Origin of the sequence: Bradyrhizobium sp. Arg237L (genome assembly GCF_029990105.1) — a bacterium.
Lineage (GTDB): Bacteria > Pseudomonadota > Alphaproteobacteria > Rhizobiales > Xanthobacteraceae > Bradyrhizobium.
The window spans coordinates 1-25,043 of the sequence record NZ_JAQMIL010000059.1 but is presented as its reverse complement, the minus strand read 5'-3'; the positions used below and the strand labels follow the sequence as shown (position 1 = coordinate 25,043).

Annotated in this window: 18 protein-coding genes and 2 pseudogenes; 15 read left to right on the top strand and 5 right to left on the bottom strand. The window is 64.3% G+C overall.

Annotated elements, in window-relative coordinates; genetic code table 11:
• Window positions 1–77 precede the first annotated feature (77 nt).
• From cobT to OZ411_RS30020, 9 genes are all read left to right on the top strand, one after another.
• Window positions 78–1,973, top strand: coding sequence for a cobaltochelatase subunit CobT (gene cobT / locus OZ411_RS30060; RefSeq protein ID WP_282530861.1), 1,896 nt, complete (start codon window positions 78–80; stop codon window positions 1,971–1,973).
• A 114-nt stretch (window positions 1,974–2,087) separates the two neighbouring features.
• Window positions 2,088–3,176: an esterase-like activity of phytase family protein gene (locus OZ411_RS30055; RefSeq protein ID WP_282530860.1), complete on the top strand. Its 1,089-nt coding sequence runs from the start codon at window positions 2,088–2,090 to the stop codon at window positions 3,174–3,176.
• Window positions 3,177–3,261: 85 nt separating this feature from the next.
• Window positions 3,262–4,218 (top strand): tripartite tricarboxylate transporter substrate-binding protein, encoded by a 957-nt coding sequence (locus tag OZ411_RS30050; RefSeq protein ID WP_282530859.1) that lies wholly within the window; start codon window positions 3,262–3,264, stop codon window positions 4,216–4,218.
• A gap of 70 nt (window positions 4,219–4,288) precedes the next feature.
• A complete protein-coding gene (locus tag OZ411_RS30045) occupies window positions 4,289–5,401 on the top strand; it encodes an NADH:flavin oxidoreductase/NADH oxidase (RefSeq protein WP_282530858.1) in 1,113 nt (370 codons plus the stop codon).
• 149 nt (window positions 5,402–5,550) lie between these two features.
• Window positions 5,551–6,651 (top strand): LLM class flavin-dependent oxidoreductase, encoded by a 1,101-nt coding sequence (locus OZ411_RS30040; RefSeq protein ID WP_130577699.1) that lies wholly within the window; start codon window positions 5,551–5,553, stop codon window positions 6,649–6,651.
• A 304-nt stretch (window positions 6,652–6,955) separates the two neighbouring features.
• Window positions 6,956–7,375, top strand: coding sequence for a hypothetical protein (locus OZ411_RS30035; protein WP_130577700.1), 420 nt, complete (start codon window positions 6,956–6,958; stop codon window positions 7,373–7,375).
• A gap of 186 nt (window positions 7,376–7,561) precedes the next feature.
• The gene (locus OZ411_RS30030; protein WP_282530857.1) at window positions 7,562–7,816 is read left to right on the top strand and encodes a hypothetical protein; all 255 of its coding nucleotides are present in this window, start codon (window positions 7,562–7,564) and stop codon (window positions 7,814–7,816) included.
• A 285-nt stretch (window positions 7,817–8,101) separates the two neighbouring features.
• On the top strand, window positions 8,102–11,521 hold the full coding sequence (locus OZ411_RS30025) for an acyl-[ACP]--phospholipid O-acyltransferase (RefSeq protein ID WP_282530856.1): 3,420 nt from the start codon (window positions 8,102–8,104) through the stop codon (window positions 11,519–11,521).
• Window positions 11,522–11,718: 197 nt separating this feature from the next.
• Window positions 11,719–12,687 (top strand): alpha/beta hydrolase, encoded by a 969-nt coding sequence (locus OZ411_RS30020; protein ID WP_282530855.1) that lies wholly within the window; start codon window positions 11,719–11,721, stop codon window positions 12,685–12,687.
• Here the strand turns inward: OZ411_RS30020 and OZ411_RS30015 are convergent.
• Window positions 12,684–13,337, bottom strand: a complete 654-nt coding sequence (locus OZ411_RS30015) for a helix-turn-helix domain-containing protein (protein WP_282530883.1) — start codon at window positions 13,335–13,337, stop codon at window positions 12,684–12,686. The genes OZ411_RS30020 and OZ411_RS30015 overlap by 4 nt on opposite strands.
• Window positions 13,338–13,583: 246 nt before the next feature.
• Here OZ411_RS30015 and OZ411_RS30010 point away from each other — a divergent pair.
• Window positions 13,584–13,886 (top strand): annotated as a pseudogene (locus OZ411_RS30010) (acyl-CoA dehydrogenase family protein); the annotation flags it as partial.
• A 300-nt stretch (window positions 13,887–14,186) separates the two neighbouring features.
• Here the strand turns inward: OZ411_RS30010 and OZ411_RS30005 are convergent.
• Together OZ411_RS30005 and OZ411_RS30000 are read right to left on the bottom strand one after the other, a co-directional pair.
• Window positions 14,187–14,582, bottom strand: a pseudogene (locus tag OZ411_RS30005) (LysR family transcriptional regulator); the annotation flags it as partial.
• Window positions 14,583–14,764: 182 nt separating this feature from the next.
• On the bottom strand, window positions 14,765–16,003 hold the full coding sequence (locus OZ411_RS30000; RefSeq protein WP_282530854.1) for an LLM class flavin-dependent oxidoreductase: 1,239 nt from the start codon (window positions 16,001–16,003) through the stop codon (window positions 14,765–14,767).
• 329 nt (window positions 16,004–16,332) lie between these two features.
• Here OZ411_RS30000 and OZ411_RS29995 point away from each other — a divergent pair, with 329 nt between their 5' ends.
• Together OZ411_RS29995 and OZ411_RS29990 are read left to right on the top strand one after the other, a co-directional pair.
• A complete protein-coding gene (locus tag OZ411_RS29995) occupies window positions 16,333–17,751 on the top strand; it encodes an MFS transporter (RefSeq protein WP_282530853.1) in 1,419 nt (472 codons plus the stop codon).
• Window positions 17,752–17,890: 139 nt separating this feature from the next.
• A complete protein-coding gene (locus OZ411_RS29990) occupies window positions 17,891–19,096 on the top strand; it encodes a PHB depolymerase family esterase (protein ID WP_282530852.1) in 1,206 nt (401 codons plus the stop codon).
• Window positions 19,097–19,129: 33 nt separating this feature from the next.
• On the opposite strand, the gene OZ411_RS29985 is transcribed toward OZ411_RS29990, so the two are convergent.
• On the bottom strand, window positions 19,130–19,798 hold the full coding sequence (locus OZ411_RS29985) for an MBL fold metallo-hydrolase (RefSeq protein WP_130583235.1): 669 nt from the start codon (window positions 19,796–19,798) through the stop codon (window positions 19,130–19,132).
• A gap of 115 nt (window positions 19,799–19,913) precedes the next feature.
• On the opposite strand from OZ411_RS29985, the gene OZ411_RS29980 reads away from it, so the two are divergent.
• Both OZ411_RS29980 and OZ411_RS29975 read left to right on the top strand, forming a co-directional pair.
• Window positions 19,914–20,756, top strand: a complete 843-nt coding sequence (locus OZ411_RS29980; RefSeq protein ID WP_282530851.1) for an RMD1 family protein — start codon at window positions 19,914–19,916, stop codon at window positions 20,754–20,756.
• A gap of 256 nt (window positions 20,757–21,012) precedes the next feature.
• A complete protein-coding gene (locus tag OZ411_RS29975) occupies window positions 21,013–22,668 on the top strand; it encodes an alpha-amylase family glycosyl hydrolase (protein WP_282530850.1) in 1,656 nt (551 codons plus the stop codon).
• Between the two features lie 11 nt (window positions 22,669–22,679).
• Here OZ411_RS29975 and OZ411_RS29970 read toward each other — a convergent pair whose 3' ends face one another.
• Entirely contained in the window at window positions 22,680–24,374 is a 1,695-nt protein-coding gene (locus OZ411_RS29970; protein WP_282530849.1) for an alpha-amylase family protein, read from the bottom strand.
• A gap of 120 nt (window positions 24,375–24,494) precedes the next feature.
• Between OZ411_RS29970 and OZ411_RS29965 the strand changes: the two genes are divergently transcribed.
• Window positions 24,495–24,980, top strand: a complete 486-nt coding sequence (locus OZ411_RS29965) for an MmcB family DNA repair protein (protein WP_282530848.1) — start codon at window positions 24,495–24,497, stop codon at window positions 24,978–24,980.
• Window positions 24,981–25,043 lie beyond the last annotated feature (63 nt).

The following is a 25,043-nucleotide window of genomic DNA, read 5'->3' as shown; positions in this document are numbered from 1 at the left end:
GGGGCCGCCATCGCGCTCAACAACTTCTTCCTGTGGTTATAGGTCCCCGCCTTCGCGAGGACGACGGTGAGATCGAGATGACCATCTCCAACTCGAAATTCCGCGGAACGAAGGAAGCGCCGACCGAGCCGTTCAAGCGCGCGGTGACCTCGTGCCTGAAGGCGATCGCGAAGGCGCCGGAGCTCGAAGTCTCCTTCGCCGCCGAACGCCCGGGGCTTGCGCCCGGCAAGGCGCGACTGCCGGAGCCTGCGCGCAAACTGACCAAGCGTGACGCCGCGATCGTGCGCGGCCACGCGGACTCGATCGCACTGAAGCTCGCCTGTCACGATCCCAAGGTGCATCGCAAGCTGATCCCGGGCAATCCGCAGGCGCGCGGCGTGTTTGAGGCGGTCGAGCAGGCGCGCGTCGAGGCGATCGGCTCGCGGCGGATGGCGGGCGTTGCGAAAAACCTCAACGCGATGCTCGACGATCATTTTCACCGCGGCAAGTATGACGAGATCACCGACCGCGCCGATGCGCCGCTGGCGGATGCGCTGGCGATGCTGGTGCGCGAGCGGCTGACCGGACTGGCGCCCCCTCAGGCTGCGCGCAAGATGGTCGACCTTTGGCGCCCGCTATTGGAAGACAAGATCGGCACGCGGCTCGATAAACTGGCGCGATTCACCGAGGACCAGGCCAGGTTCGGCGACCTCGTGCATGATCTGTTGTCGGCGCTCGACCTCGGCGACGAGCGCGACATGGACTCCGACGAGGACGACAACCAGGATGAAAATCCGGATGGCGAGAGCGATCAGTCCGGCGCCGAAGGCTCGCCTGATTCCGACGCCGCGCAGGAGATGAGCGCCGACCAGGCGCAGACGACCTCGGAAGAGATGTCCGAGAGTGCGATGGAAAGCGCGCAGGCGTCCACCAGCGACACCTTCGACGACGGCGAGCTCGGCGACGACGAAACGCCGGGCGAGGCGACGCGGCCGAACACGCGTGGCGGCAACGAGCCGCGCGGTCCCGAATATCACGCCTTTGCACCGAAATTCGACGAGATCGTCGCGGCCGAAGACCTCTGCGACCATGACGAGTTGGAGCGCCTGCGCTCCTATCTCGACAAGCAGCTCGCGCATCTGCAGGGCATCGTCGCGCGGCTGGCCAATCGGTTGCAGCGCCGCCTGATGGCGCAGCAGAACCGCGCCTGGGAATTCGATCTCGAAGAGGGGATTCTCGATCCCGCGCGCCTGTCGCGCGTCGTCACCGATCCCTATCACCCGCTGTCGTTCATGCGCGAGAAGGAAGCGACCTTCCGCGACACCGTGGTGACGCTGCTGCTCGACAATTCCGGCTCGATGCGCGGCCGTCCGATCACGGTCGCCGCCACCTGCGCCGATATCCTGGCGCGCACGCTGGAGTGCTGCGGCGTCAAGGTCGAGATCCTCGGCTTCACGACGCGCGCCTGGAAGGGCGGGCAGTCCCGCGAAGCCTGGCTCGCCGCCGGCAAGCCGCCGAATCCCGGCCGGCTCAACGATCTCCGTCACATCATCTACAAGTCAGCCGACGCGCCGTGGCGGCGGGCGCGGAAGAATCTCGGCCTGATGATGCGCGAGGGCTTGCTCAAGGAGAACATCGACGGCGAGGCGCTGGACTGGGCGCACAAGCGCCTGCTGGCGCGTTCCGAGCAGCGCAAGATCCTGATGATGATCTCCGACGGCGCGCCGGTCGATGATTCCACGCTGTCGGTCAATCCCGGCAACTACCTCGAGCGGCATCTGCGCCACATCATCGAGGAGATCGAGACCCGCTCGCCGGTCGAGCTGATCGCGATCGGCATCGGCCACGACGTCACGCGCTACTATCGCCGCGCCGTCACCATCGTCGATGCCGAAGAACTCGGCGGCGCCATCACCGAGAAGCTCGCCGAGCTCTTCAGCGAGACTCACGGCCCTGCTCCCGCGGAACGTCGGCCCAGGCGGCTGCATTCTTGAACATCATGACATGACGCGCCGCGCCAACGGATCGTCTCATCCCGAGGAGCGGCGTCGCCGCTGCCCCTCGGACGACGAGGAAGCTGCCGGGCCTCATGGTTCGAGACGGCGCGAATGCGCCTCCTCACCATGAGGGATGGAGATCTTTCCCGCCGCCGCTTCCTGGGCATCGCCGCGGCGGGTCTTGCGACCACGGCGCTGCCATCCGCGGCGCGCGCGCAGACCGTTCTCGAGCCGCCGACGAAACCGATCCTGCCGAGCGAGTCCACGGTGGCGGCGCCGGTCTCGATCGATGTCAATGCGCGGCCGCTAGCTTCCTTCGACATCCGCGACCGCGCGCATGTCAGGTTCGGCGCGCTGGAATATCGCAGCGGATTGGTGCTGACCTCCTCGTTTCGCGGCTTCGGCGGCCTGTCGGCGTTGCGGCTCGATGCAAAGGGCGAACGCTTCATCGCCCTCAGCGACCACGGTAGCTGGTTCACCGGCCGCATCGTTTACAAAGGCCGCGAGATGACGGGGCTCGCCGATGTCGAGGCGGCGCCGCTGCTCGGCCCGGATGGCAGGCCGATCACCGCGCGCGGCTGGTACGATTCGGAATCCATGGCGCTCGACGGCTCGTTCGTTTATGTCGGGCTCGAGCGTGTCAACCAGGTGCTGCGGTTCGATTTCGCCAAGGGATTCACGCGCGCACGTGGCGAGGTGGTGCCGCTCCCGCCGGCCGCGAAACGGCTTCCGAACAACAAGGGGCTGGAGGCGCTGGTGATGGTGCCGCAAGGCCAGCCGCTGGCGGGAACGCTGATCGCGATCTCTGAGCGCGGCCTCGATGCGCGGGGCAACATCATCGGCTTCCTGGTCGGCGGCAAGACGCCGGGGCAGTTTTCCGTTCGCCGCACCGACAATTTCGACATCAGCGACGCGGTGCTGCTGCCCTCCGGCGACCTGCTGCTGCTCGAGCGCAAATTCTCCTGGGTTGGCGGCGTCGGCATCCGCATCCGCCGCGTCGAGCTTGCGTCCGTGATGCCGGGCGCCGTCCTCGACGGTCCTTCGGTCTTCAATGCCGACCTCGGCAACGAGATCGACAACATGGAAGGCATCGACGCCCACACCACGGCCGAAGGCGACACCGTGATCACCATGATCTCCGACGATAATTTCTCGATGATCCAGCGTACGCTCCTGCTGCAGTTCACGCTGGTGGAATAGGAGACTGGTTTCGGGGTTGGCAAACCCGGCGGCCAGCGGAACGGTTCTTGCAGCGCCGCGGCGTCAATCGAAATCGAGAGCCATGATGCGCAAGTTGTTTTCCATTCTCATCGCCGCGAGTTTGTTTGCCGCAGTTGCACAGGCGGAGACCTGGCCCTCGCGCCTGATCAAGGCGACGATCCCGTTCGGCGCGGGCAGTGCCACCGATGTGGTGCCGCGCCTGGTGTTCGATCGGCTCTCGGCCGAGCTCGGCCAGCCCTTCGTGATCGAGAACCGCGCCGGCGCCGGCGGCACGCTCGGCACCGGCCTCGTCGCCAAGGCGGAGCCTGACGGCTACAACGTGCTCGCGCATTCCTCGGCGCTGACCATTGCGCCGGCAATCTTCCCGAATCTTTCTTTCGACGCGACCAAAGACCTTTCGTCCGTGCTGATGATCGGCTCCAGCGCCAATGTCATGATCGTGCCGAAAGAGCGGCCCTGGAAGACCATCCAGGATTTCATTGCCGACGCCAAGGCGAAGCCCGGCTCGATCTCCTTTGGTTCGGTCGGCGTCGGCAGCGCCGTGCATATCAGCGCCGAAAAATTCCTTCTCGCCGCCGGCATCGAAGGCACCCACGTGCCCTATCGCGGCGGTCCCGAAGTGATTGCCGACATCCTGGGCGGGCGCATCGATCTCTATTTCTGCCCGCTCGCGACCGCGCTGCCCCTGATCCGCGACGGCCAGGTGAAGGCGCTGTTGGTGTCGACGCCGAAGCGCGCCGCCGATTTGCCCGATGTGCCGTCTCCGTCGGAGATCGGTTTGACCGGCGCCGACAGCATGAGCTGGTTCGGGATCTTCGTGCCGGCGAAAACGCCGCGCGACATCATCGACAAATTTCACGCTGCAGGCATGAGGGTGTTGAATGATCCGGCGACGCAGGCAAGCCTGAAGAAGCTCGGCGTCGAGCCGATGCCGATGACATCAGACCAGATGGACGATTTCATCAAGCGCGAGACCGCCGCTAACCTGGAGTTGATCAAGGCGGCCGGAATCAAGCAGTAGCTGACAGCTTGAGACGGGGCCGGGGCGTCGCTAGATGAAAGGGCAGTTTCCCTCCTATCCGGATCCCCACATGAGCGCCCTGTTTTCCCCGATCGAGCTGCGCGGCCTGAAATTACCCAATCGGATCATGGTATCGCCGATGTGCCAATATTCGGCAGAAAACGGCGAGGCCAATGATTGGCATTTCACGCATATCAACATGCTGGCGCTATCGGGCGCGGCGATGTTCTGCATCGAAGCCACCCATGTGGAGGCCATCGGGCGCATCACGGCCGGCTGTCTTGGTCTCTACAACGACGCCACCGAGGCCGCGCTGAAGCCGATCCTGGCCTCGGTGCGCAAACATTCGAAAGCAGCGGTCGCGATGCAGCTTGCGCATGCCGGCCGCAAGGGATCGAGCCATCGGCCCTGGGATGGTGGGCAGTTGATCCCGTTGTCCGAAGGCGGCTGGCAGACCGTGGCGCCATCGGCGGTGCCGCACAAGGAAGGCGAGGCGGTGCCGCTGGCGCTTGATGAGGCCGGGCTCAAGCGCATCCGCGACGATTTTGTGACGGCCGCCAAGCGTGCCGACCGGCTCGGCATCGACGCGCTCGAACTGCATGGCGCGCACGGCTATTTGATGCATCAGTTCTTGTCGCCGATCTCGAACAGGCGCACCGACCAGTATGGCGGTTCGCTCGAAAACCGCATGCGCTTCCCGCTTGAAGTGTTCGACGCGGTGCGTGCCGCATTCCCGGATCGCAAGCCCGTTGGCATCAGGGTGTCGGCGACTGATTGGGTCGAGGGCGGCTGGGACGTCGCGCAGACGATCGAATTCGCCAAGGAATTGAAAAAGCGTGGGGTCGACTGGATCGATGTGTCCTCCGGTGGTGTTTCGCCATTGCAAAAGATTCCGCTGGGCCCGGGCTATCAGGTCCCGTTGGCGCAGGCCGTGAAGGAAGCAACTGATGTCACCACGATGGCAGTCGGCCTGATCACGGAAGCCAAGCAGGCCGAAGAGATCGTCGCTTCCGGCAAGGCTGATATGGTCGCGCTGGCCCGCGGCATGCTCTACGACCCGCGCTGGGCTTGGCACGCCGCCGCTGAACTCGGCGGACAGGTTGACGCACCGCCGCAGTATTGGCGTTCGCAACCGTCGACGCACAAAGCGCTGTTCGGCGCGACGACGTTCGGGGCACGGTAAATCTTCACCGTCATTGCGAGCGAAAGTGAAACGGCTATTCCGCTCTGCAATGACGAAAGCCACTATTCCGCCGCAACCGGGGTGGGTACTCTCGCTTGTGCATGAGATGCGACGGCAAAGTCGCACCAGAAACAAGCGAGAGGAAAGTCATGGAACTAGGATATTTCGCGATGCCCTCGCATCCGCCGGAGTGCGGATTGAAGGAGGGCCACGATTGGGACCTGCAGGTGCTCAGGTGGCTGGACGAACTCGGCTATCAGGAAGCGTGGATCGGCGAGCACCACACCGCGCCCTGGGAGCCGCATCCGTCTCCGGATCTGTTGGTCGCGCAGGCGTTGCTGCAGACCAAGAACATCCGCATCGGTCCCGGCGGCTTCCTGCTGCCCTATCACCATCCGGCTGAACTCGCGAACCGCGTCGCAATGCTCGATCATCTCTCCAATGGGCGGCTCAATTTCGGTGTCGCTGCAAGCGGCCTGCCGAGCGACTGGGCGATGTTCAATGTCGACGGCATGTCCGGCCAGAACCGCGACATGACGCGCGAAGCGCTCGAGATCATCCTGAAGCTTTGGACCGACGATGCTCCGTGGACATACAAGGGCAAATACTGGACGGTGACGAAACCGGACACGATGTTCGATTTCCTCAAGCCCCACCTCAAGCCGAAGCAGGCACCGTATCCGCCGATCGGGGTCGCCGGCCTGTCCAAGAACTCTGACACGCTGAAGCTGGCGGGCGAGCGCGGCTTCATCCCGATGAGCCTCAACCTCAACCCGGCCTATGTCGGCAGCCACTGGGATTCGGTGGAGGCGGGCGCAGCGAAGACTGGTCGCAAGCCGAGCAGGCAGGATTGGCGATTGGTGCGCGAAGTCTTTGTCGCCGACACCGACGAGGAAGCCTGGCGTCTGTCGACCGGCGACATGATGGGGCGGATGATGGGCGAGTATTTCCTGCCGCTGCTCGGTCACTTCGGCTTCAAGGACTATCTGAAAGCCACGCCCGACGTGCCGGACAGCGACGTCAACGTCGAATATTGCGCCCGCCACAACTGGATCGTCGGCTCGCCCGCGACCGTCACCGAGAAGATCGAGAAGATCTATCAGGAAGTCGGCGGCTTCGGCGTGCTGCTCGTGTTCGGATTCGACTACAAGCACAAGCCGGAAGCCTGGCACCACTCGCTGCAACTGTTGAAGCAGGAAGTGCTGCCGCGGCTCAAGCATCTCGGCAGCGAGTTCGGCCGCGCAGCGTAGCAGAAGCGATCGCAGAGCATAGCGTGGGCAAAGCGACTACATCCACCGCAGCTCACCACAAGTGACGATGAAAGCGTGCCCACCATTGCGAGCGGAATGCTCGATGGTGGGCACGCTGCGCTTTGCCCACCCTACGAGAGCTGCGAGTCTGCAGAAAATCGATAATCGCGGTAACTAATCGCCGTTATCAGCGCAATTTGCGGTGAACATGGGCCGCCGACATGTGCAGCGCCACATGCGAACGGTATCTTTCACGCTATCGGAAAGAGGCGTAGCCTGATCATTATCATGGGGGATCGGCACGATGCGGTCCCGCGTACGAAAGTTCGCCCATGTTCTCGAGCGCCTTGGCCTTGCCATGGCGGGAGCCGCGAGCGGCCTGTTCGTGGCGGCCCTTGTCGGGTCAGGCATCTCTGCCTTTACGTCGCAGGGATTTCTTCTGCTCATGATGATCTGCGGCGCAATCGGCTTCTATCTCGGCATCGACACGCCGCCACTGCCATTCCAGCCGCCGAGCGATCAATCCTCGCGCGGGAATATCGATGCGGCGGAATTCATGAGTGCGGTCGGGACGTTTCTTGCGGCACTGGTCGCCTTCGTCTCGGTGGTCCTCATCGTGCTTCGCATCGAGCCGCATGTCGCCTGGACGGTTGCGATCATGATCGGATGGGTGTTCGGCGTCGCCATGCAGATTGTCGCCGGCACGATCGCGCGTATGCGCTAGGTCGAAGCTGCCGACGGGGCTCGGATGCATTAATTGTATATAATATCAATGACTTAATTTCTGAAGCGGCGGCTGCCTGTCGATCGGGCATGTGCGCTTTCGGTTCTTGCGAAGATATTTCTTGAGCGACGCTCATTTTCGCGCTATAAAATGAGCATTGCTCAAATTCATCCGGAGGCCGCTCGCATGGAAACACTTGTCCTGCAACTGACCCGGCAACTGACCACGACCTTCTTCGAGGATGTCCTCAAGTCCGTCCTGGAATTTGGCAGGTCGATCGCCCGCGTCATCACCGCGCCGATCAATCGTATTGCCAACGCCTGCGACGTTGCCGGCGTGCTCGAACGCCGCCGGTTCGCGGCACAGATCCGGCGTCGTGCGCGGCAAATGCAGCGTCCCCGCGGGCGCTGGCCGTTCGGTTCGCTCAGCGAACTCACCTGAGACGGTCCAATTCGCCTCGATAGCGGAGCCGGTTCCTAACCAAGAAATCACCATGCTCCGCATTGTCGCCGGCCGACATGGCCGCCCCACAACCAGGCACAAGGTCTCGTACATCTTTGCCGTGCATGGTCGGGCGGTGCCGCAACCTCAGTGCGTCGAACCGCGAGGCATTCGAAGACACTAATAGCAACGACGTCACTGCTCACTTTCGCCTATCCTGATCCCAATTACCCCAAAACGAATTTCGCAAGGCCAAGGACTTTCGGCACTGCCCAGGAACCGGTTATGATCAAACAGTTGATGTCGTCCCGCCGCTTCGCGCCGCTGTTCTGGGCGCAGTTTTTCTCGGCGCTCAATGACAACGTCCTGAAGAACGCGCTGGTCATCATCCTGCTTTATGGCGCGACCGCCGGCGAGAATGCGTCGCTGGTAACACTTGCCGCCGCCGTTTTCATCTTTCCGTTCTTCGTATTGTCGGCGCTCGGCGGCGAGCTCGCCGACAAGTATGTGAAATCGGTCGTCGCCCGGCGGCTGAAATTCGTCGAGATCTTTGCGGCCTGCTTTGCGGCGGCCGGCTTCTTCCTGCATTCGGTGCCGCTTCTGTTCGCCGCGCTGGCGCTGTTTGGCACGGTCGCGGCGCTGTTTGGTCCGGTGAAATACGCGATCCTGCCTGATCAGCTCTCGGTCGGCGAGCTCGCCACCGGCAACGCGCTGGTCGAAGGCGCAACTTTCCTGGCGATCTTGATCGGCACCATCGCCGGCGGCCTGTTCGTCGCGGGCGCGAGCCACATGGGCTGGATCTCGCTTGCCGTGGTCGGCCTGTCCGTCCTGTCCTGGGCGTTCGCCGCGCGCATTCCCGCCACCACGCCGTCCGCACCCGAACTCGCCATCACCGCCAATCCGTGGACGTCCACGGTGCGGCTGCTCAAGTCGCTCTATGCCGAGCCACGTCTGTGGGACGGCATGGTGATCGTGTCCTGGTTCTGGCTCGCCGGCGCGGTCGTGCTGTCGCTGCTGCCCGCGCTGATCAAGGAAGGCGTTGGAGGCACCGAAGGCGTCGTCACGCTGTGCCTTGCGATCTTCGCGATCGGCATCGCCACCGGCTCGTTGATTGCGGCACAGCTCAGCCATGTCAGGCCCAATCTCGCGCTGGTGCCGATCGGCGCCATCATCATGGGCGTCGTCGGTCTCGATCTCGCCGCGGTGATCGGCGCGACCGTGCCGGGCAACGGCGTGACCGCGGCAGCGTTCGCGACCTCATTCGGCGGGCTGCATATGCTGGTCGGCTTCTTCCTGTTCGCCATCGGCGGCGGCCTGTTCGTGGTGCCGGCGTTCGCGGCGGTGCAGTCCTGGACCGCGCCGTCGGAGCGCGCCCGGATCATCGCCGCCGGCAATATCCTGCAGGCCGGCTTCATGGTGGTAGGCTCGCTGTTCGTCGCGCTGCTGCAATATGCCGGGCTGTCGATCGCCTGGATCTTCTTCGGCCTTGCCGTCGCAAGCTTTGGTTCAGTGTGGTTCGTGCTCAAGAAGTGGGGCAAGGAGGGTGTGCGCGACTTCGGCGCGCTCTTGTTCCGTGCGCTGTTCCGCGTCGAGGTTCGCGGCATTGAGAATCTGCCGCCCGTGGGCACGCGCATGCTGATCGCGCCCAACCATGTCAGTCTGGTCGACGGCCCGCTGCTGCACGCGACGCTGCCGATCGATGCCAGCTTTGCCGTCGATACCGGAATTGCGAAGGCGTGGTGGGCCAAGCCGTTCCTGAAGATGGTCCGTCACATCACCGTCGATCCGACCAAGCCGCTCGGCGCGCGTGATCTGATCAAGCTGGTCGCCTCCGCTGAGCCCGTCGTGATCTTTCCCGAGGGGCGCCTGACCGTGCATGGCTCGCTGATGAAGGTCTATGACGGCACCGCGATGATCGCCGACAAGGCCGATGCCGTGATCGTTCCTGTCAGGATCGAGGGCGCGCAGCGCTCGCATCTCAGCTATCTCAAGAATGGCGAGATCAAGCGCTCCTGGTTCCCGAAGGTGACGATCACGATTCTGCCGCCGGTCAAGCTGCCGATCGATCAGTCGTTGAAGGGCAAGGCCCGCCGCAATGCCGCCGGCGCTGCGCTGCAGGACATCATGATCGAGGCCATGGTGAAGAACGCCATGCTCGATCACACCCTGTTCGAAGCGCTCGCCCATGCACATCGCGACCGCGACACCGGCAAGGTGGTCGTTGAGGACGCGCTGGGCACGAAACTCACCTATCGCAAGCTCATCCTTGGCGCGCAGATGCTGAGCCGCAAGCTCGAGCAGGACACCGCCATCGGCGAGAATATTGGCGTGCTGCTGCCGAACTCGGCCGGCGTCGCCGTCGTCTTCATGGCGCTGCAGACCATCGGCCGCGTCCCGGCGATGCTCAACTTCTCCGCCGGCCCCGTGAACGTGCTCTCGGCGATGAAAGCGTCGCAGATCAGGACCGTGCTCACCTCCCGCGCCTTCATCGAGAAGGGCAAGCTCGACAAGCTGATCGCGGCGATCGCTCCTGAAGCGCGCATCGTCTATCTCGAGGACATCCGCGCGACTGTCACCGCGCTCGACAAGATCCGCGGACTTCTCGCGGGCACTGCGCCGCGCGTCGCGCGCAGGGCCGATGATCCCGCCGTGATCCTGTTCACCTCGGGCTCGGAGGGGACGCCGAAGGGCGTCGTGCTCTCCCATCGCAATATCCTGGCCAACGCGGCGCAGGCGCTGGCGCGGGTCGATGCCAATGGCAACGACAAGGTGTTCAACGTGCTGCCGGTGTTCCATTCGTTCGGACTTACGGGTGGCATGATGATGCCATTGCTCGCAGGGATTCCGATCTTCATGTATCCGTCGCCGCTGCATTACCGCATCGTGCCGGAACTGATCTACCAGACCGGCGCCACCATCCTGTTCGGCACCGATACGTTCCTCACCGGCTATGCCCGCTCGGCGCATGCTTACGACTTCCGCACGCTGCGGCTGGTGCTGGCGGGCGCGGAGGCGGTGAAGGACCGCACGCGGCAGGTCTATATGGAGCGCTACGGCATCCGCATCCTCGAAGGCTATGGCGTCACCGAGACCGCACCGGTGCTCGCCATGAACACGCCGATGGCGAACCGCCCCGGCACCGTCGGCCGGCTGTCGCCCCTGATGGAATACCGTCTCGATCCGGTCCCCGGCATCGAGGAGGGCGGCCGGCTCTCGGTGCGCGGGCCGAACGCGATGCTCGGGTACTTGCGCGCGGAAAATCCGGGCGTGCTGGAGAAGCTCGTCGATGGCTGGCACGACACCGGCGACATCGTCACCATCGACGCCGCGGGCTTCATCGCCATCAAGGGCCGCGCCAAGCGGTTTGCGAAGATCGCGGGCGAAATGGTGTCGCTGTCGGCGGTGGAAGCGATGGGGTCCGCGTTGTGGCCGCAGGCGATCTCGGTCGCGGTCTCCATTCCCGATGCGCGCAAGGGCGAACGCATCGTGCTCCTGACCACGCAGCGCGATGCCGAGCGATCTGCGATGCAGCGACAGGCCAAGGCGACAGGCGCCTCCGAGCTTGCCGTGCCGGCCGATATCCGCGTCGTCGACAAGGTGCCGCTGCTCGGCTCCGGCAAGACCGACTATGTCGCGGCAACCACGCTCGCCAAGGAACTCGCTACCGCGGCGCCGCCGGCAGAGCCGATGGCCGACGTGGCGTAACATCTCCGTCATTGCGAGGAGCGCAGCGACGAAGCAATCCATTTCTCCGCATGCGGAAGCATGGATTGCTTCGCTTCGCTCGCAATGACGGTGGGCGGACGGTTGTGCTTCGCGCGTTCCTGTTGTCCAATGAGCTCATAATCAACAACAACGCTCGCCGGCCAACGAAATGCCGGCCGAAATCTTGGAGGAACTCGATGCCTCTCCCGCTTGATCCCGTGATCGAGAAGATCATCCCGCTGTTGCCGCTGCGTGATCCTAAGACCATGACGCCGCAGAGCGCGCGGGAATCGCTGCGGGCGCTGGCCGCCGCGCGCGCCGAGATCCCGCCGCCGCCGGTCGAGCACGTGAAGGACATCAACGTCGCCGGCGGCGCCGGGCCGCGGCCGGCGCGGGTCTATCGCAATGGCAGCGGGACCGCACCAACGGTCGTGTTCTTCCACGGCGGCGGCTGGGTCGCGGGCGACCTCGAGACCCATGACCGGCAGGCGCGCAACCTTGCCATCGAAACCCGCGCGGTGGTGGTTTCCGTCGACTATCGCCGCCCGCCGGAGACGCGTTTCCCCGGCGCGTTCGAGGATGCCTTTGCCGCGGCGCGCGACGTGGTCGGCCGCATCAAGGAATTCGGCGGCGACGTAGCTCGCGTGGGCGTTGCCGGCGACAGCGCCGGCGGTAATCTCGCAGCCGCCAGCGCGCTCGCCTGCCGCGATGCCGGGATCAGGCTCGCCGGCCAACTGCTGGTCTATCCCGTCACCGACGTCGTCGGCAATTTTGCAGACGCCGCGGAGAATGCGCGGTTTCCGTCGCGGGCCGAGAATGCGGAAGGATACTTCCTGTCGCGCGCGGTGATGGAGTGGTTCTGCGGGCATTATCTCGAAGAGCGCGCACACGGCGCGGATTGGCGGGTCTCGCCGCTGCGGGCGAAGGAGTTGAAGGGCGTCGCACCCGCCGTTGTCACCACCGCCTGGTTCGATCCGCTGCGCGATGAGGGCGTTGCTTACGCCAACGCGCTGCGCGAGGCTGATGTGCCGACCACGCACCATGACGGGCAGGGCCTGATCCACGGCTATTTCGGCCTCGTCGACGCCTCCGAGGCCGCGCGAGCCGAGGCGCAGCGCGCGCGGACGGACTTCAAGGCGCTGCTCGACAAGGGCGCATATCATTAACCGACGGCGCGTACGCCTTTCGCGAATGGGCTCAAGCCCAGCCATTGCTGCATCGAGCGGGCGATCGCCTTGTCGCCGGTGAGCTCGATGCCGCCGTTTGCCACCTCGCGCTCGAGCGTCGAGATCCCCATCCACACCGCGGTCATCGTGCGCAACGGGCACGTCACATAGAGATCGACCTCGTAGCCGGGATCGGTCAGGCAGAGGTCGACGATGGCGCCGTCGATCACGAGCCACCAGGATCTGCGGTCGCCCGACAGCTCCGGATAGATGAACTCGATGGTGCAACGGCGCGGCGGCAACGGCTCGGGGCGCAGATTCCGCCGCATGTCCCACATCAATAGCGACGGATCGAGATTCTTCAGCGACAGCGAGGACTCGACCCAGCGCTGGGCCCAGAAGCCGAGCGACATGATCACCTCGCGCAAATCCTCGCCGGCCTGCGTCGGCCGATAGTCCATCACGCCCGGTTGGCCCGATGGCGTCACACTGATCAGCCCGGCCACCTCCAGTTCCTTCAGCCGCTTCGACAGCAGCGAGGGCGACATCCGCGGCACGCCGCGCCGCAGGTCGTTGAAGCGCGTGGTGCCGCACAGGAGCTCGCGCAGCACCAGCACGGTCCAGCGGTTGCAGACGATCTCGGCTGCCATCGCGACCGGGCAAAACTGCCCATAGCTTCCGCGCTCGGTCCTGTCAGGCAATCGGCCTCTCCTGAAATGCGGTAGTACAGATATGCTAGCGCGGACCCGGCACCAGGCCGGAAGACGCGGCGGAAAATGTAAGCAATTCAGACGTGCTCTCGCCCCTCTCCGCGGTCACGGCGTCGCAGTACAGTTCCTGAACTGGAGCGCCCTTTGCGGCGGAATTAGGCTCTCCCACGGTGGATATTCTCAACGATGGAGAGTGTCATGAGCAGCAACGCAGCACACAGTCTCGATGCGTCAAAATCGCGCAGCGCGGTCGAGATCGCAGAGGAGCTTGGCCCGGTCTTCGCGCGGCGCGCCGAGCAGCAGACGGATGAGGACAGGTTCGTCGCCGAGGATTTCGCCGACCTGAAGGCCGCAGGCCTGGTTGAGGCCGGCGTGCCGGCCGAGCTGGGCGGCGGCGGCGCCGATGTCGACGAGCTCGCCGAGATGCTGCGCACCATCGCCCACTATTGCGGCTCAACCGCGCTCGCCTTCTCCATGCACACCCACCAGGTCGCAATTCCTGCCTGGCGCTGGAAGGTCCAGAAGGCCGCCCCCGTCGAGCCGCTGCTCCGGCGCATCGCCAATGAGCGCATCATCCTGTTGTCGAGCGGCGGCTCGGACTGGATCGGCGGCTCCGGCCGCGCGGAGAAGGTCGACGGCGGCTATCGCATCACCGCGCGCAAGGTGTTCTCGTCGGGCTCGCCCGCCGGCGACCTCTTGATGACGACCGCGGTGCTGGAAAGCGAAGGCGAGCCAGCAACGGTGCTGCATTTTGGCGTGCCCATGAACTCGCCGCATGTGAAGGTGCTCGCGCGTGATCAATTCCAGCGTCAATTCCGGATGCTGGCGCAGGAAGCCGCCGATGCGGCCAGAGAGGATCACGCGCGAGAAATACGGATCGATGTCGACGCGCAGCCGGCCGCGGACGACCCCGGCCGATTTCGACGCGGTGCTCGCGGCGTCCTCGATCCCCGCCAGCAGCGGCGCCACCTGTTCATAGAAGCGGCGGCCTTCGTCGGTCAGCGCCACCGAGCGCGTGGTCCGATCGAACAGCCGCACGCCGACCCGCGCCTCAAGCCGCGCAACCGCGCGGCTGACGCCTGAGGCGGTGATTCCGAGCGTATCGGCGGCGCGGGCAAAGCTTTTGGTCTGCACCACCGCCGCCAACACGCTGATTCCCGCCAGCAGGCGGCCGTCGAAGGGCATTGCTCTACCATGACTGTGTGTCAGTAATGATGGAGCGTGGTTGCGGCTGGATCAATAGCGAGTCTGTAGCCCGGGTGGAGCGCAGCGCAACCCGGGGACGCCGGTAACCGCCGAAACAGGTGTCCCGGGTTACGCTCTCGCTCCACCCGGGCTACGAATCATCCGAGCGGAGAGAGCGTCCCTCATGCCTTGCGTTTCGCGGCTTCCTGCAAATCAGGCGCGTTGACGGCGGGGATCGCGACACGGCCGGGGCCGGTATGCGCGAGTGCGGCGGCGGCTTTGTCGTTCTCCATGATCTTGGCCATCACGGCCTGGCCGGCGCGTTCGAAGATCGCGCGATTTTCGATCACGAATTTCTGCGACTTGCGCAGGCCGTCGATATAGCCGTTGATTTCGGGGATCACATAGCGCGCCACCAAGTCCCAGCTTCGCCTTGTGTTTTCCGGGTTGGCCCAGTCATGGGCGAAGCCGACGATGGTGCCGACGCCGCCGGAGACTTGCACCAGGTTCTTGATCATCTTCACGAGATCATCAGGCGTGCCGATGGTTGAGGCGGCGCCCTCCACGAACGCGGTCTTGTCGACGGCCTCGTCCGGCGAGGAGAACGCGGTCAGCCCGGGCCGCATCAAAGTGCCGACATTATATTCGTTGTGCCAGCGCATCAGCCCGGCGCCGGCCTCGCGGCGCGCCTGCTCGCGCGTCTCGGCGATGTGCCAGGAGAGCAGCACGCGCCAGTTCGAACGGCTCACGGTGGTGCCGGCCTTCTTGGCGGCGTCCTCGGCGAATTGCCATTGCTGCGGCAGCGCCATCAGGCCTTGCGTCGACATCGAGCCGAGCGAGATGATGCCGATGCCGTATTTGCCGGCCAGCGTCATGCCCGAGGGCGAGATCTGCGAGGCCACCACGAACGGCATGTCCTCCTGCAGGGGGAGGATCTGCAGCGCGGCGTCGTTCATCACGAACCAGTCGCTCTTGGCGGTGACTCGCTCGCCGTTGAACAGGCGGCGGATCACGGCGATCGCTTCGTCCTGGCGGTCGCGCTGGGTCATCGGGTCGATGCCGAGCGTGTGCGCGTCGGAGGCCAGCGCGCCCGGGCCGGAGCCGAAAATGGCGCGGCCGCCGGTCATGTAGTCGAGCTGGACCATGCGCTGGGCGACGTTGAAGGGATGGTGATAGGGCAGCGAGATCACGCCGGTGCCGAGCTTGATCCGCTTGGTGCGCTCGCCGGCGGCCGCCAGAAACATCTCCGGCGAGGCGATCATCTCCCAGCCTGAGGAGTGATGCTCGCCGCACCAGAACTCATCATAGCCGAGCTCGTCGAGCTGCTGGACGAAATCGAGGTCGCGGCGGAATTGCAGCAGCGGATGCTCGCCGATCGGGTGATGCGGGGCGAGGAAAGCTCCGAATTTCAGGCGCGCCATTGGGTGTTTTCTCCAGGATTATTGTTGTCGTTAGCGTTGCAGCAACCCTACGGGCGGGGCAGGTCCGGCGCAATGCTTCGAGCCCGCCGGGCCTGCATGGTTGTTGCGCAGGCGGCGCAGCCTGCCGCCGCCCGGAATTTCAGCCCCGTAGCCCGGGTGGAGCGCAGCGCAACCCGGGGTGCTGTTCGCCGCGGACGCAGCGGTCCCGGGTTGCGCTGCGCTCCACCCGGGCTACGGACCTACTGCGAAGCTTACCTCGGAGGTAATCGCCGGAATGTGCCGAATCTGTAGCTTGCGGGCACAACAGATTTTGAACGGAACGGCCCGCCATGCACCAGATCGTCACCTATGTCAGTGGCACTATGTCAGTGGATTCCTCGCGGCGCTGGTGGGTGTTGGCGACAGTGGTCGCCGCGCAATTCATGTTCGGGGTCGATGCCTTCATCGTCAATGTCGCGATCCCGACGATCGCGGTGGAGCTGCAGGCGAGCGCCGCCGAGATCGAAGCCGTCATCGCGATCTACCTGATCGCCTATGCGACGCTGGTGGTCACCGGCGGCCGGCTCGGCGACATCTACGGCACCAGGAACGTGTTCGTCGCCGGCGTTGCAGGCTTCAGTCTGGCGTCGCTGTGGTGCGGGCTTGCGCAATCCGGCCCCGAGCTGATCATCGCGCGACTGGAGCAGGGCGCGACCGCGGCGCTGATGGTGCCGCAGGTGCTGGCGACGCTGCATCTGTTGTTTGCCGATTCGGCGCGCGCCCGTGCCTTCGGCATCTATGGCATCGTGCTGGGCCTCTCGGGCGCCGCCGGCTTCCTGCTCGGCGGCGTGCTGGTGACGCTTGATCTTGCCGGGCTTGGCTGGCGCGCGGTGTTTTTCGTCAACGTGCCCTTCGGCATCGTCATCATTGCCGCCGCGCTCAGGATCATGCCGACGGTGCCGCATCGCGCCGGCACGAGGCTCGACCTTCCCGGCGCGGTCGTGCTGTTTGCGGGATTGCTGTGCCTGATCGGACCGCTGCTGTTCGGCCACGATGTGCACTGGTCGCCCTGGGTGTGGCTGGTGATGGCGGGCGGCGCTGTGATCATCGCCGTGTTCGTCCGGCTCGAACGCGTGATCGCGCGCGGCGGCGGCATGCCGCTGATCGATCTCGCGCTGCTGGCTGACGCAGCCTTCATGCGCGGGCTGGTCGCGGTGTTCTTTTTCTTCTTCGCCAATCTCTCGTTCTATCTGATCATGACCATGTTCATGCAGAACGCGCTGCATATTCCGCCGCTTCAGGCTGGTCTCGTCTTTATGCCGGCCGCACTCACCTTCGTGGTCGCCTCGCGCCATAGCGGCGCGCGGGCCAGGCATCGCGGCACGCTGGTGCTGATCGAGGGCTGCGCGCTGCAGATCGCAGGCCTTGTCGCGATTGCCGCGACGGCAGCGCTGGTTGAGGCGCCTTCCGCGCTGTCGCTTGCGCTGGTGCTGATGATCTTCGGCTACGGGCAAGGATTGGTGATGGCGCCGCTCTCGAGTGCAGTGCTTTCGACGGTGAAACCTGCGAGCGCGGGTGCGGGTTCCGGCATGTACGGCACCACGGCGCAGATCGGAAATGCGGCCGGCGTGGCCGCAATTGGCGCCGTGTTCTTCGCGATCGAAGCCGCAGGCTCAGCGCGGCTGGCGCTGCATTCGGCATGCGCATTGTTTGGGCTGTCGATCATCATTTGCACCGCATTCCTGTCATGGATGCGGCGCGCAACATGATCACAAATTAATCTTGGATCACGAATTTACCGCCCGCCTCACGATTTCGCGGGGAATGACAGTATACGGACTTTTTATTTTGCGCTGCAGCAACTATGTGTTTGGCCGAGGCTGGTCGAAATCACCTCAGGAGTTGCTGTTGTCACTTGCCAAGAACATCGAGTTCCTAAGCCATCTGCCCCGGCTGAATGGATTCAATGGGTTTGCCGCCGTCTACCGGCGAAGCCTTGCACCTGATGTCGATAGTCCGCTGGTCGAGACCGCCGAGTTCGGATCGAATCCCGGCGCGCTGAAGATGTATTCGTTCGTGCCGGAAGGAATGCCGCGCGGCGCGGCGCTCGTGGTCGTGCTGCATGGCTGCGGCCAGACCGCGGCTGGTTACGATCTCGGTGCGGGCTGGTCGACGCTTGCGCGTCACCATGGTTTTGCGCTGCTATTGCCGGAACAACAGCCGGCGAACAACGCCAACACCTGCTTCAACTGGTTCGATCCGCAGGACATCACACGCGGCAAGGGCGAGGCTGCCTCGATCCGTCAGATGATCGCGCGCATGGTCATCGATCACAAGCTCGATCCACGCCGCATCTACATCACCGGGCTCTCCGCCGGCGGCGCCATGACCTCGGTGATGCTTGCGACCTATCCGGATGTCTTCGCGGCAGGCGCGATCGTTGCCGGCCTCCCATTCGGCATCGCCACCAATCTGCGCGAAGCCCTCAATGGCATGATGCAGGCGTCGTCGCGCACCGCCAATGAACTGGGCGATCTCGTGCGCGGCGCCTGGAAGCACGATGGTCCGTGGCCGAAGGTTTCGGTCTGGCACGGCAGTGCCGATCGCACCGTCAATCCCGGCAATGCGGACGCGATCGTCAGGCAATGGCTCGACGTGCACGGCCTGCCGGAGGCGCCGATGGCGGCGACGATGGTCGACGGCTATCCGCGCGAGGTCTGGTGGGATTCGAACGGCGAGACCGTGGTCGAGTCCTACACCATCACCGGCATGGCCCACGGCACGCCGCTCGGCATCGCCGCCAATGACGAACGTTATGGCGAAGCCGGCGCCTTCCTGATCGAGGCCGGGATTTCGTCGTCCTATCATATCGCGAATTTCTTCGGCCTCACCGAACGGGCCCGCCGACCCGCGCCGGTTGCCAGAGAAGCCGCAAAGCCGGTGGTCAAGCCTGTGACCAAGCCGGTCGCGAAGGAGCCGGCAAAACCGATGCCCTTGCCGCGCGCGACGCCCTCCCGTCAGGCTGCGCCGTCGTCACACAGCTTCCGCGGCCGCGCTCGCGAGATCAGCGATGTGATCACCCGGGCGCTGACTGCCGCCGGTTTGATGAAGTAATTCTGGCGCCGCGCCGATAAGCCGCGGCGTCGCTCACAGTTCGCCGGTGATGAACGGATTCGTCATCCGCTCCTGGCCGATGCTGGAGCCGGCGCCGTGGCCGCAGATGAAGCCGACGTCGTCGCCAAGCGGCAGCAATTTCTCCTTGATCGACCTGATCAGCGTTTCGTGGCTGCCGCCGGGCAGATCGGTGCGGCCGACCGAGCCGTTGAACAGGACGTCGCCGACATGGGCGAAGCGCAATTCCCGGTTGAAGAACACGATGCTGCCAGGCGAATGGCCGGGGCAATGCAGGATCTCGAAAGTGAGTTCGCCGATTGTGACCTGCTCGCCCTCCTCGAGCCAGCGGTCCGGTGCAAAGTCGCGCACGCCGCTCATGCCGAAACGCGCGCCGCTGCTGACCACATTGTCGAGCAGATATTTGTCGGCGATATGCGGGCCCTCGATCGGCACCTTCAGCGCGTCGCGCAGTTCGGCCGCGCCGCCGACGTGGTCGATATGGCCATGGGTGATCCAGATCTTCTCGACGCTGACGCCGGTCTGTTTGATCGCCTCTTGGATCTTCGGAACGTCCCCGCCGGGGTCGATCACGACCGCCTTCTTGGTCGGCTCGTGCCAGAGGATGGTGCAGTTCTGCTCGAACAGCGTCACCGGCACGATGATGGCGCCGGCCTTCGGTTTTGTTTCGGTTTTGTTATCCATAGCGGCACCTTATGCGCTGGGAAAATCGCGTCAACACGTCCCGGGAACGCCATGCGGTCGCGGGCCGGACTGTGATAGCATTGCACAGTTCTTGAACATGTAGTCTGTAAGAGGAATGGCATCCACCGTATCGGAACATCCCGTCAGCCAGGTTTCGCGGTCGCCGCTCGGAGGCCCGCGCACCACGGCCCGCGCCTTCTTTGTGGCCGAACGCCTGAACACATCGGGGCTGGAGCGCAGCGATGTGCTGGCGACGACGCCATTGGCGTTCCGCGTCAATGAGAACGGTGTCGCGATCCTGTTCCGTTACGGCGTCGTGGTCCTGATCGGGCTGAATGCGCTGGAGGAGGAGGAGTTCCTGCGCGGGCTGCAGTCGCGCCTGGTCGCGCCGTTTGCGCGGCGCGAGGAGGAGAGCGCCACCATCGAGCTCGCCTCCGAGAAGGACGATCAAATACCGCCGGGCGGGCCGATCTATCTGCAGAGCCTGTCGCCGGAGCGGCTGATCCTCGTCGGCGAGGCGCTGGCGAAAAGCGTCGTGCTGGCGCGGCATGAGCGCGAGGTCGCCGCGGTGTTCGACATGACCGAGCCATTCGCGCGCGACCTCGCCAAGAGCGGGCAGATCCATCGCGGCCGCAACGCGATCCTGAAGCACATCGGCAACGCATTGTTGGTTCGCCATCGCGTCTCGGGCCCGGTCGAAGTGTCCGAGAAGCCCGACATCCTCTGGGACAAGCCGCAGCTCGAGCGGCTCTACGCCCGGCTCGAGGACGAATACGAATTGAAGGAGCGCGCCGAATCGCTCAACCGCAAGCTCGCGGTCATCGCCGAGACCGCGCAGGTCCTGACCGATATCATCGACACCCGCCGCTCGCTGCGGCTCGAGATGATCATCGTCTTCCTGATCCTGTTCGAGGTGTTGATCACCATCTACCAGCTCGCGATCGGCCGGCACGTGTGATCTTCTCCCTCTCCCCGTTCTTACGGGGAGAGGGTAGGGGTGAGGGGCTCTCTCCGCGAATACGGTGACAGGAGGACTCGCGGAGGCTCCCCCTCACCCGGATCACATCTGCGATGCGATCCGACCTCTCCCCGCAGGCGGGGCGAGGTGAAGCGGAGCTCGCGGCTCAATTTGTCCTCAACGAAATCTCGTGTGAACCCGCCACGCGTTAGCGTGTTGCCACGTTCAAGCCTGAATTGAAGGATCACGTGGCCCTATGGGCGATTTTGACAAAGATTGGTGGCGGCGCGGCATCTTCTATCAGGTGTATCCGCGCTCGTTTCAGGATTCCAACGGCGACGGGGTCGGGGACCTCAAGGGAATTTTGCGGCGGCTGCCGTATCTCAGAGAACTTGGCGTCGACGCATTCTGGCTGTCGCCGATCTTTCCGTCGCCGATGGTCGATTTCGGCTACGATATTTCCGACTATACCGGCATCGATCCGCAGTTCGGCACGATGGAGGATTTCGACGCGCTGGTCGCGGCAGCCCACGACACGGGGCTCAGGCTGATCCTCGATCTGGTGCCGAATCACACCTCGGACCAGCACCCCTGGTTCATCGAATCGCGAAGCTCGCGCGATAACCCCAAGCGCAACTGGTACATCTGGCGCGATCCGAAGCCGGGCGGCGGACCGCCGAACAACTGGCTGTCGGAATTCGGCGGCAGCGCCTGGGAATATGACAGCGAGAGCGGGCAATATTACTACCATGCCTTCCTGGCCCAGCAGCCGGACCTGAACTGGCGCAATCCGGAGGTCCGCCAGGCGATCTATGACGTGATGCGGTTCTGGCTCGGCAAGGGCGTCGACGGCTTTCGCGTCGACGTCATCTGGCATCTGATCAAGGACGCGAAGTTTCGCGACAACCCGCCCAACCCGCATTATCACGAGGGCCGGCCGCCGCATGAGAAGATCCTGACGCAATATTCCACCGACCAGGCGGAGGTGCACGAGGTGATCGCCGAGATGCGGCGAGTCACCGACGAGTTCGATGACCGCGTGCTGATCGGCGAGATCTATCTGCCGCTGCATCGCCTCGTCGCCTATTACGGCAACGATCTCACCGGCGCGCAAATGCCGTTCAACTTTGCGCTGTTGTCGACCTTGTGGAGCGCGCGCTCGATCGAGCGGATCATCGAGGATTATGAGAAGGCGCTGCCGCCGGGCGCATGGCCGAACTGGGTGCTCGGCAATCACGACCGTCCGCGAGCGGCGAGCCGGGTCGGGCCTGAGCAGGCCCGCGTCGCGGCCATGCTGCTATTGACGCTGCGCGGCACGCCGACGCTCTATTACGGCGACGAGATCGGCATGCGCCAGGTTCCGATCGCGCCCAGTGAAGTGCGCGATCCCTTCGAAAGGAACGTGCCGGGGCTGGGCGTCGGCCGCGACGGCTGCCGCACGCCGATGCAATGGGATGCAGAGCCCAATGCCGGCTTCTCGACCGCAAAGCCCTGGCTGCCGCTCGCCCATGATGCATTGAGCGAAAACGTCGCCAGTCTCGGTGCCGACAAGACGTCGATCCTCAACCTGTACCAGGCGCTGATCGCGCTTCGGCGGCAATGGCCGCAGCTCGTGACCGGCAGCTATGAACGGGTCGCCGCGCAAGGCGACATCCTGCTCTATCGCCGGCGCGGCGAGGAGGGCGCGCTGATCGTGGCGCTGAACTTAGGGGCCGATCCAGCCGCGGTCACCTCGAGTGCGATTGCTTTCAACAGCGAAATCCTGCTGTCGACCTTCCTCGACCGCGAGGGCGAGACGATCGAAAGCGTGCTCGAGCTGCGCGGCAATGAAGGCGTCATCATCGCGCCGCCGGGGCATCGAAATCATGATGCTCTCGATCTCGACGGGGGAGAGGTGAACCGCAGCGAGTGATCCGACGTCGGTCAGGCCGGGTGACCGCCGTTGTCGGCCTGATCGATATCGCTGCGTTTCAACAGGTAATCGAGCCCGCCCATCCTGTACCAGCGGTAGCCATAGGCTTCGAGCAATAGCCGGTGTTGGCCGCGTCCATTGGCGCGGCTGTGGTCCTCGGTGAGAAGACTGATCAGCAGCTTGCCGGTGTCACCGGGAAGCCCGGCCGAAAACGCCACCTCGCGCGGCCTGTCATCGAGGTTATGGACGAACAGCACCGAATTGTTGCGCCAGTCATAGCGGATCACGAATATGGCAGGATCGCGCGTGTCGATGATGCTGAAATCGCCCCAGCCGACCTCCGGGACTTCCTTGCGCATGCGGATGATGCGTTCGGTCCAGTTCAGCATTGAATTCGGATCGCGGCGCTGCTTGGCGACGTTGACGTGCTCATAGCCGTAAGGGCCGGTATCGATGACGGGCACGACCGGCCTGTCGCCCTTCGTGAATCCGGCATGTGGCTCCGTCGACCATTGCATCGGCGTGCGTGCACAACCGCGCTCGGGCAGATCGAGATTGTCGCCCATCGCGATCTCGTCGCCATAGCGGAAGACCGGGGTGCCCGGCAGCGTACACATCAAGCTGTAGGCAAGCTCGAGCCGGCGCCGGTCGCCCCCCAGCATCGGCGCGAGGCGGCGGCGGATGCCGCGATCGTAGAGTTGCATCTCCTTGTCGGGGCCGAATGCCCTGAACACAGTCTTGCGCTGCGCGTCGGTCAGGCGGCCGAGATCGAGTTCGTCATGGTTGCGCAGGAACAGGCCCCACTGTGCCGTCGCCGGCCGCGGCTTTGTCGCCTCGAGCGCCTTTGCAAGCGGACGCGAGTCGGCGGAGGCCAGCGCATAGAACAGATGCTGGTTGACCTGGAAATTGAACATCATGTGCATGCGGTCGCCATCGCTTCCGAAATATTCCATGTCGGTTTTCGGCAGCACATTGGCTTCGGCCAGAATGATCGCGTCGCCCTCGCGCCATTGCAGGAATTCCCGAAAAGCGCGCAGCATGTCGTACTGCTCGACCGGCTTCTTGACCTTTGGTCCCTTGGTCGCGATCACGAAGGGCACCGCATCCATGCGGAAGCCGGAAACGCCAAGCTGGATCCAGAACCCCATGATCTTGAGGATTTCCGCCTGCACATGCGGATTCGATGTGTTGAGGTCCGGCTGGAAATCGTAGAAGCGATGAAAGTACCAGGCGCCGGATTCCTTGTCCCTGCTCCAGGTCGACTTCTGCACGCCGGGAAACACCATGCCGGTGTCGGCGTTCGCGGGTTTTTTGTCGGACCAGACATACCAGTCGCGATACTGGGATTCCCTGTTCTTGCGCGCCTCGCGAAACCAGGGATGGTGGTCGGAGGTGTGGTTCACGACAAGGTCGATGATGACGCGGATGCCGCGTTGCTTGCAGCCATGGGTGAATTCGACGAAGTCTCCGAGCGTGCCATAGCGCGGATCGACGCCGTAATAGTCTGATATGTCGTAGCCGTCGTCGCGGCCTGGCGAGGGCTGAAAGGGCATCAGCCAGATCGCGGTGACGCCGAGGCCGTGCAGATAATCCAGCCGGCGCAACAGCCCCTTGAAGTCGCCAACGCCGTCGCCGTTCGCATCCATATAGGTGCCGACGGAAAGACAATAGATAACGCCGTTCTTGTACCAGAGGTCGTCGATCACAGGGCAGCCCTCCAGGTCCGCCCGGGTGATGCAGCGGCCGTCTGTTAAGCGGACAGAGCAGTTTGGGTTCCCGCCAATGGCCGTGTTGGGCGGTCCGCCGGAATCGGCTAGGTTATTGGAATGGAATCGTCCGCCCGCAACATCTCGCTTGTTCCGCCACCGGACCGTCGCCAGTCGGAGACGGCGCTTGCGATCGCGCGCGGGACGGCGCGGCTGTTGCGCTCGCTCGGGTTCTCCTGCATCAGCGAATTGCCGCTGCCGTCGGGCCGGCGTGCCGATCTGGTGGCGCTGAACGAGCGCGGCGAGATCTGGATCGTCGAGATCAAGTCGTCGGTCGAGGATCTGCGCGCTGATCAGAAATGGCAGGACTATCGCCTCCATTGCGACCGGCTGTTCTTTGCCTTCACGCAGGATCTGCCGTGCGAGATCTTTCCCGCCGACACCGGCCTGATCATCGCCGACGCCTATGGCGCGCATCTGCACTGCGAGGCGCCGGAGCATCGCCTGCCGGCGCCGACCCGCAAGCTGATGACATTGCGCTTCGCGATGGCCGCCGCGCAGCGCTTCAACCGCCTGCTCGACCCGCAGGGGCATGCTGAGTTTTGATGTGGTGGCGTAGGGTGGGCAAAGCCAACGGGTCGCGCGTTCGCGCGACCCGTTGGCTTTGCC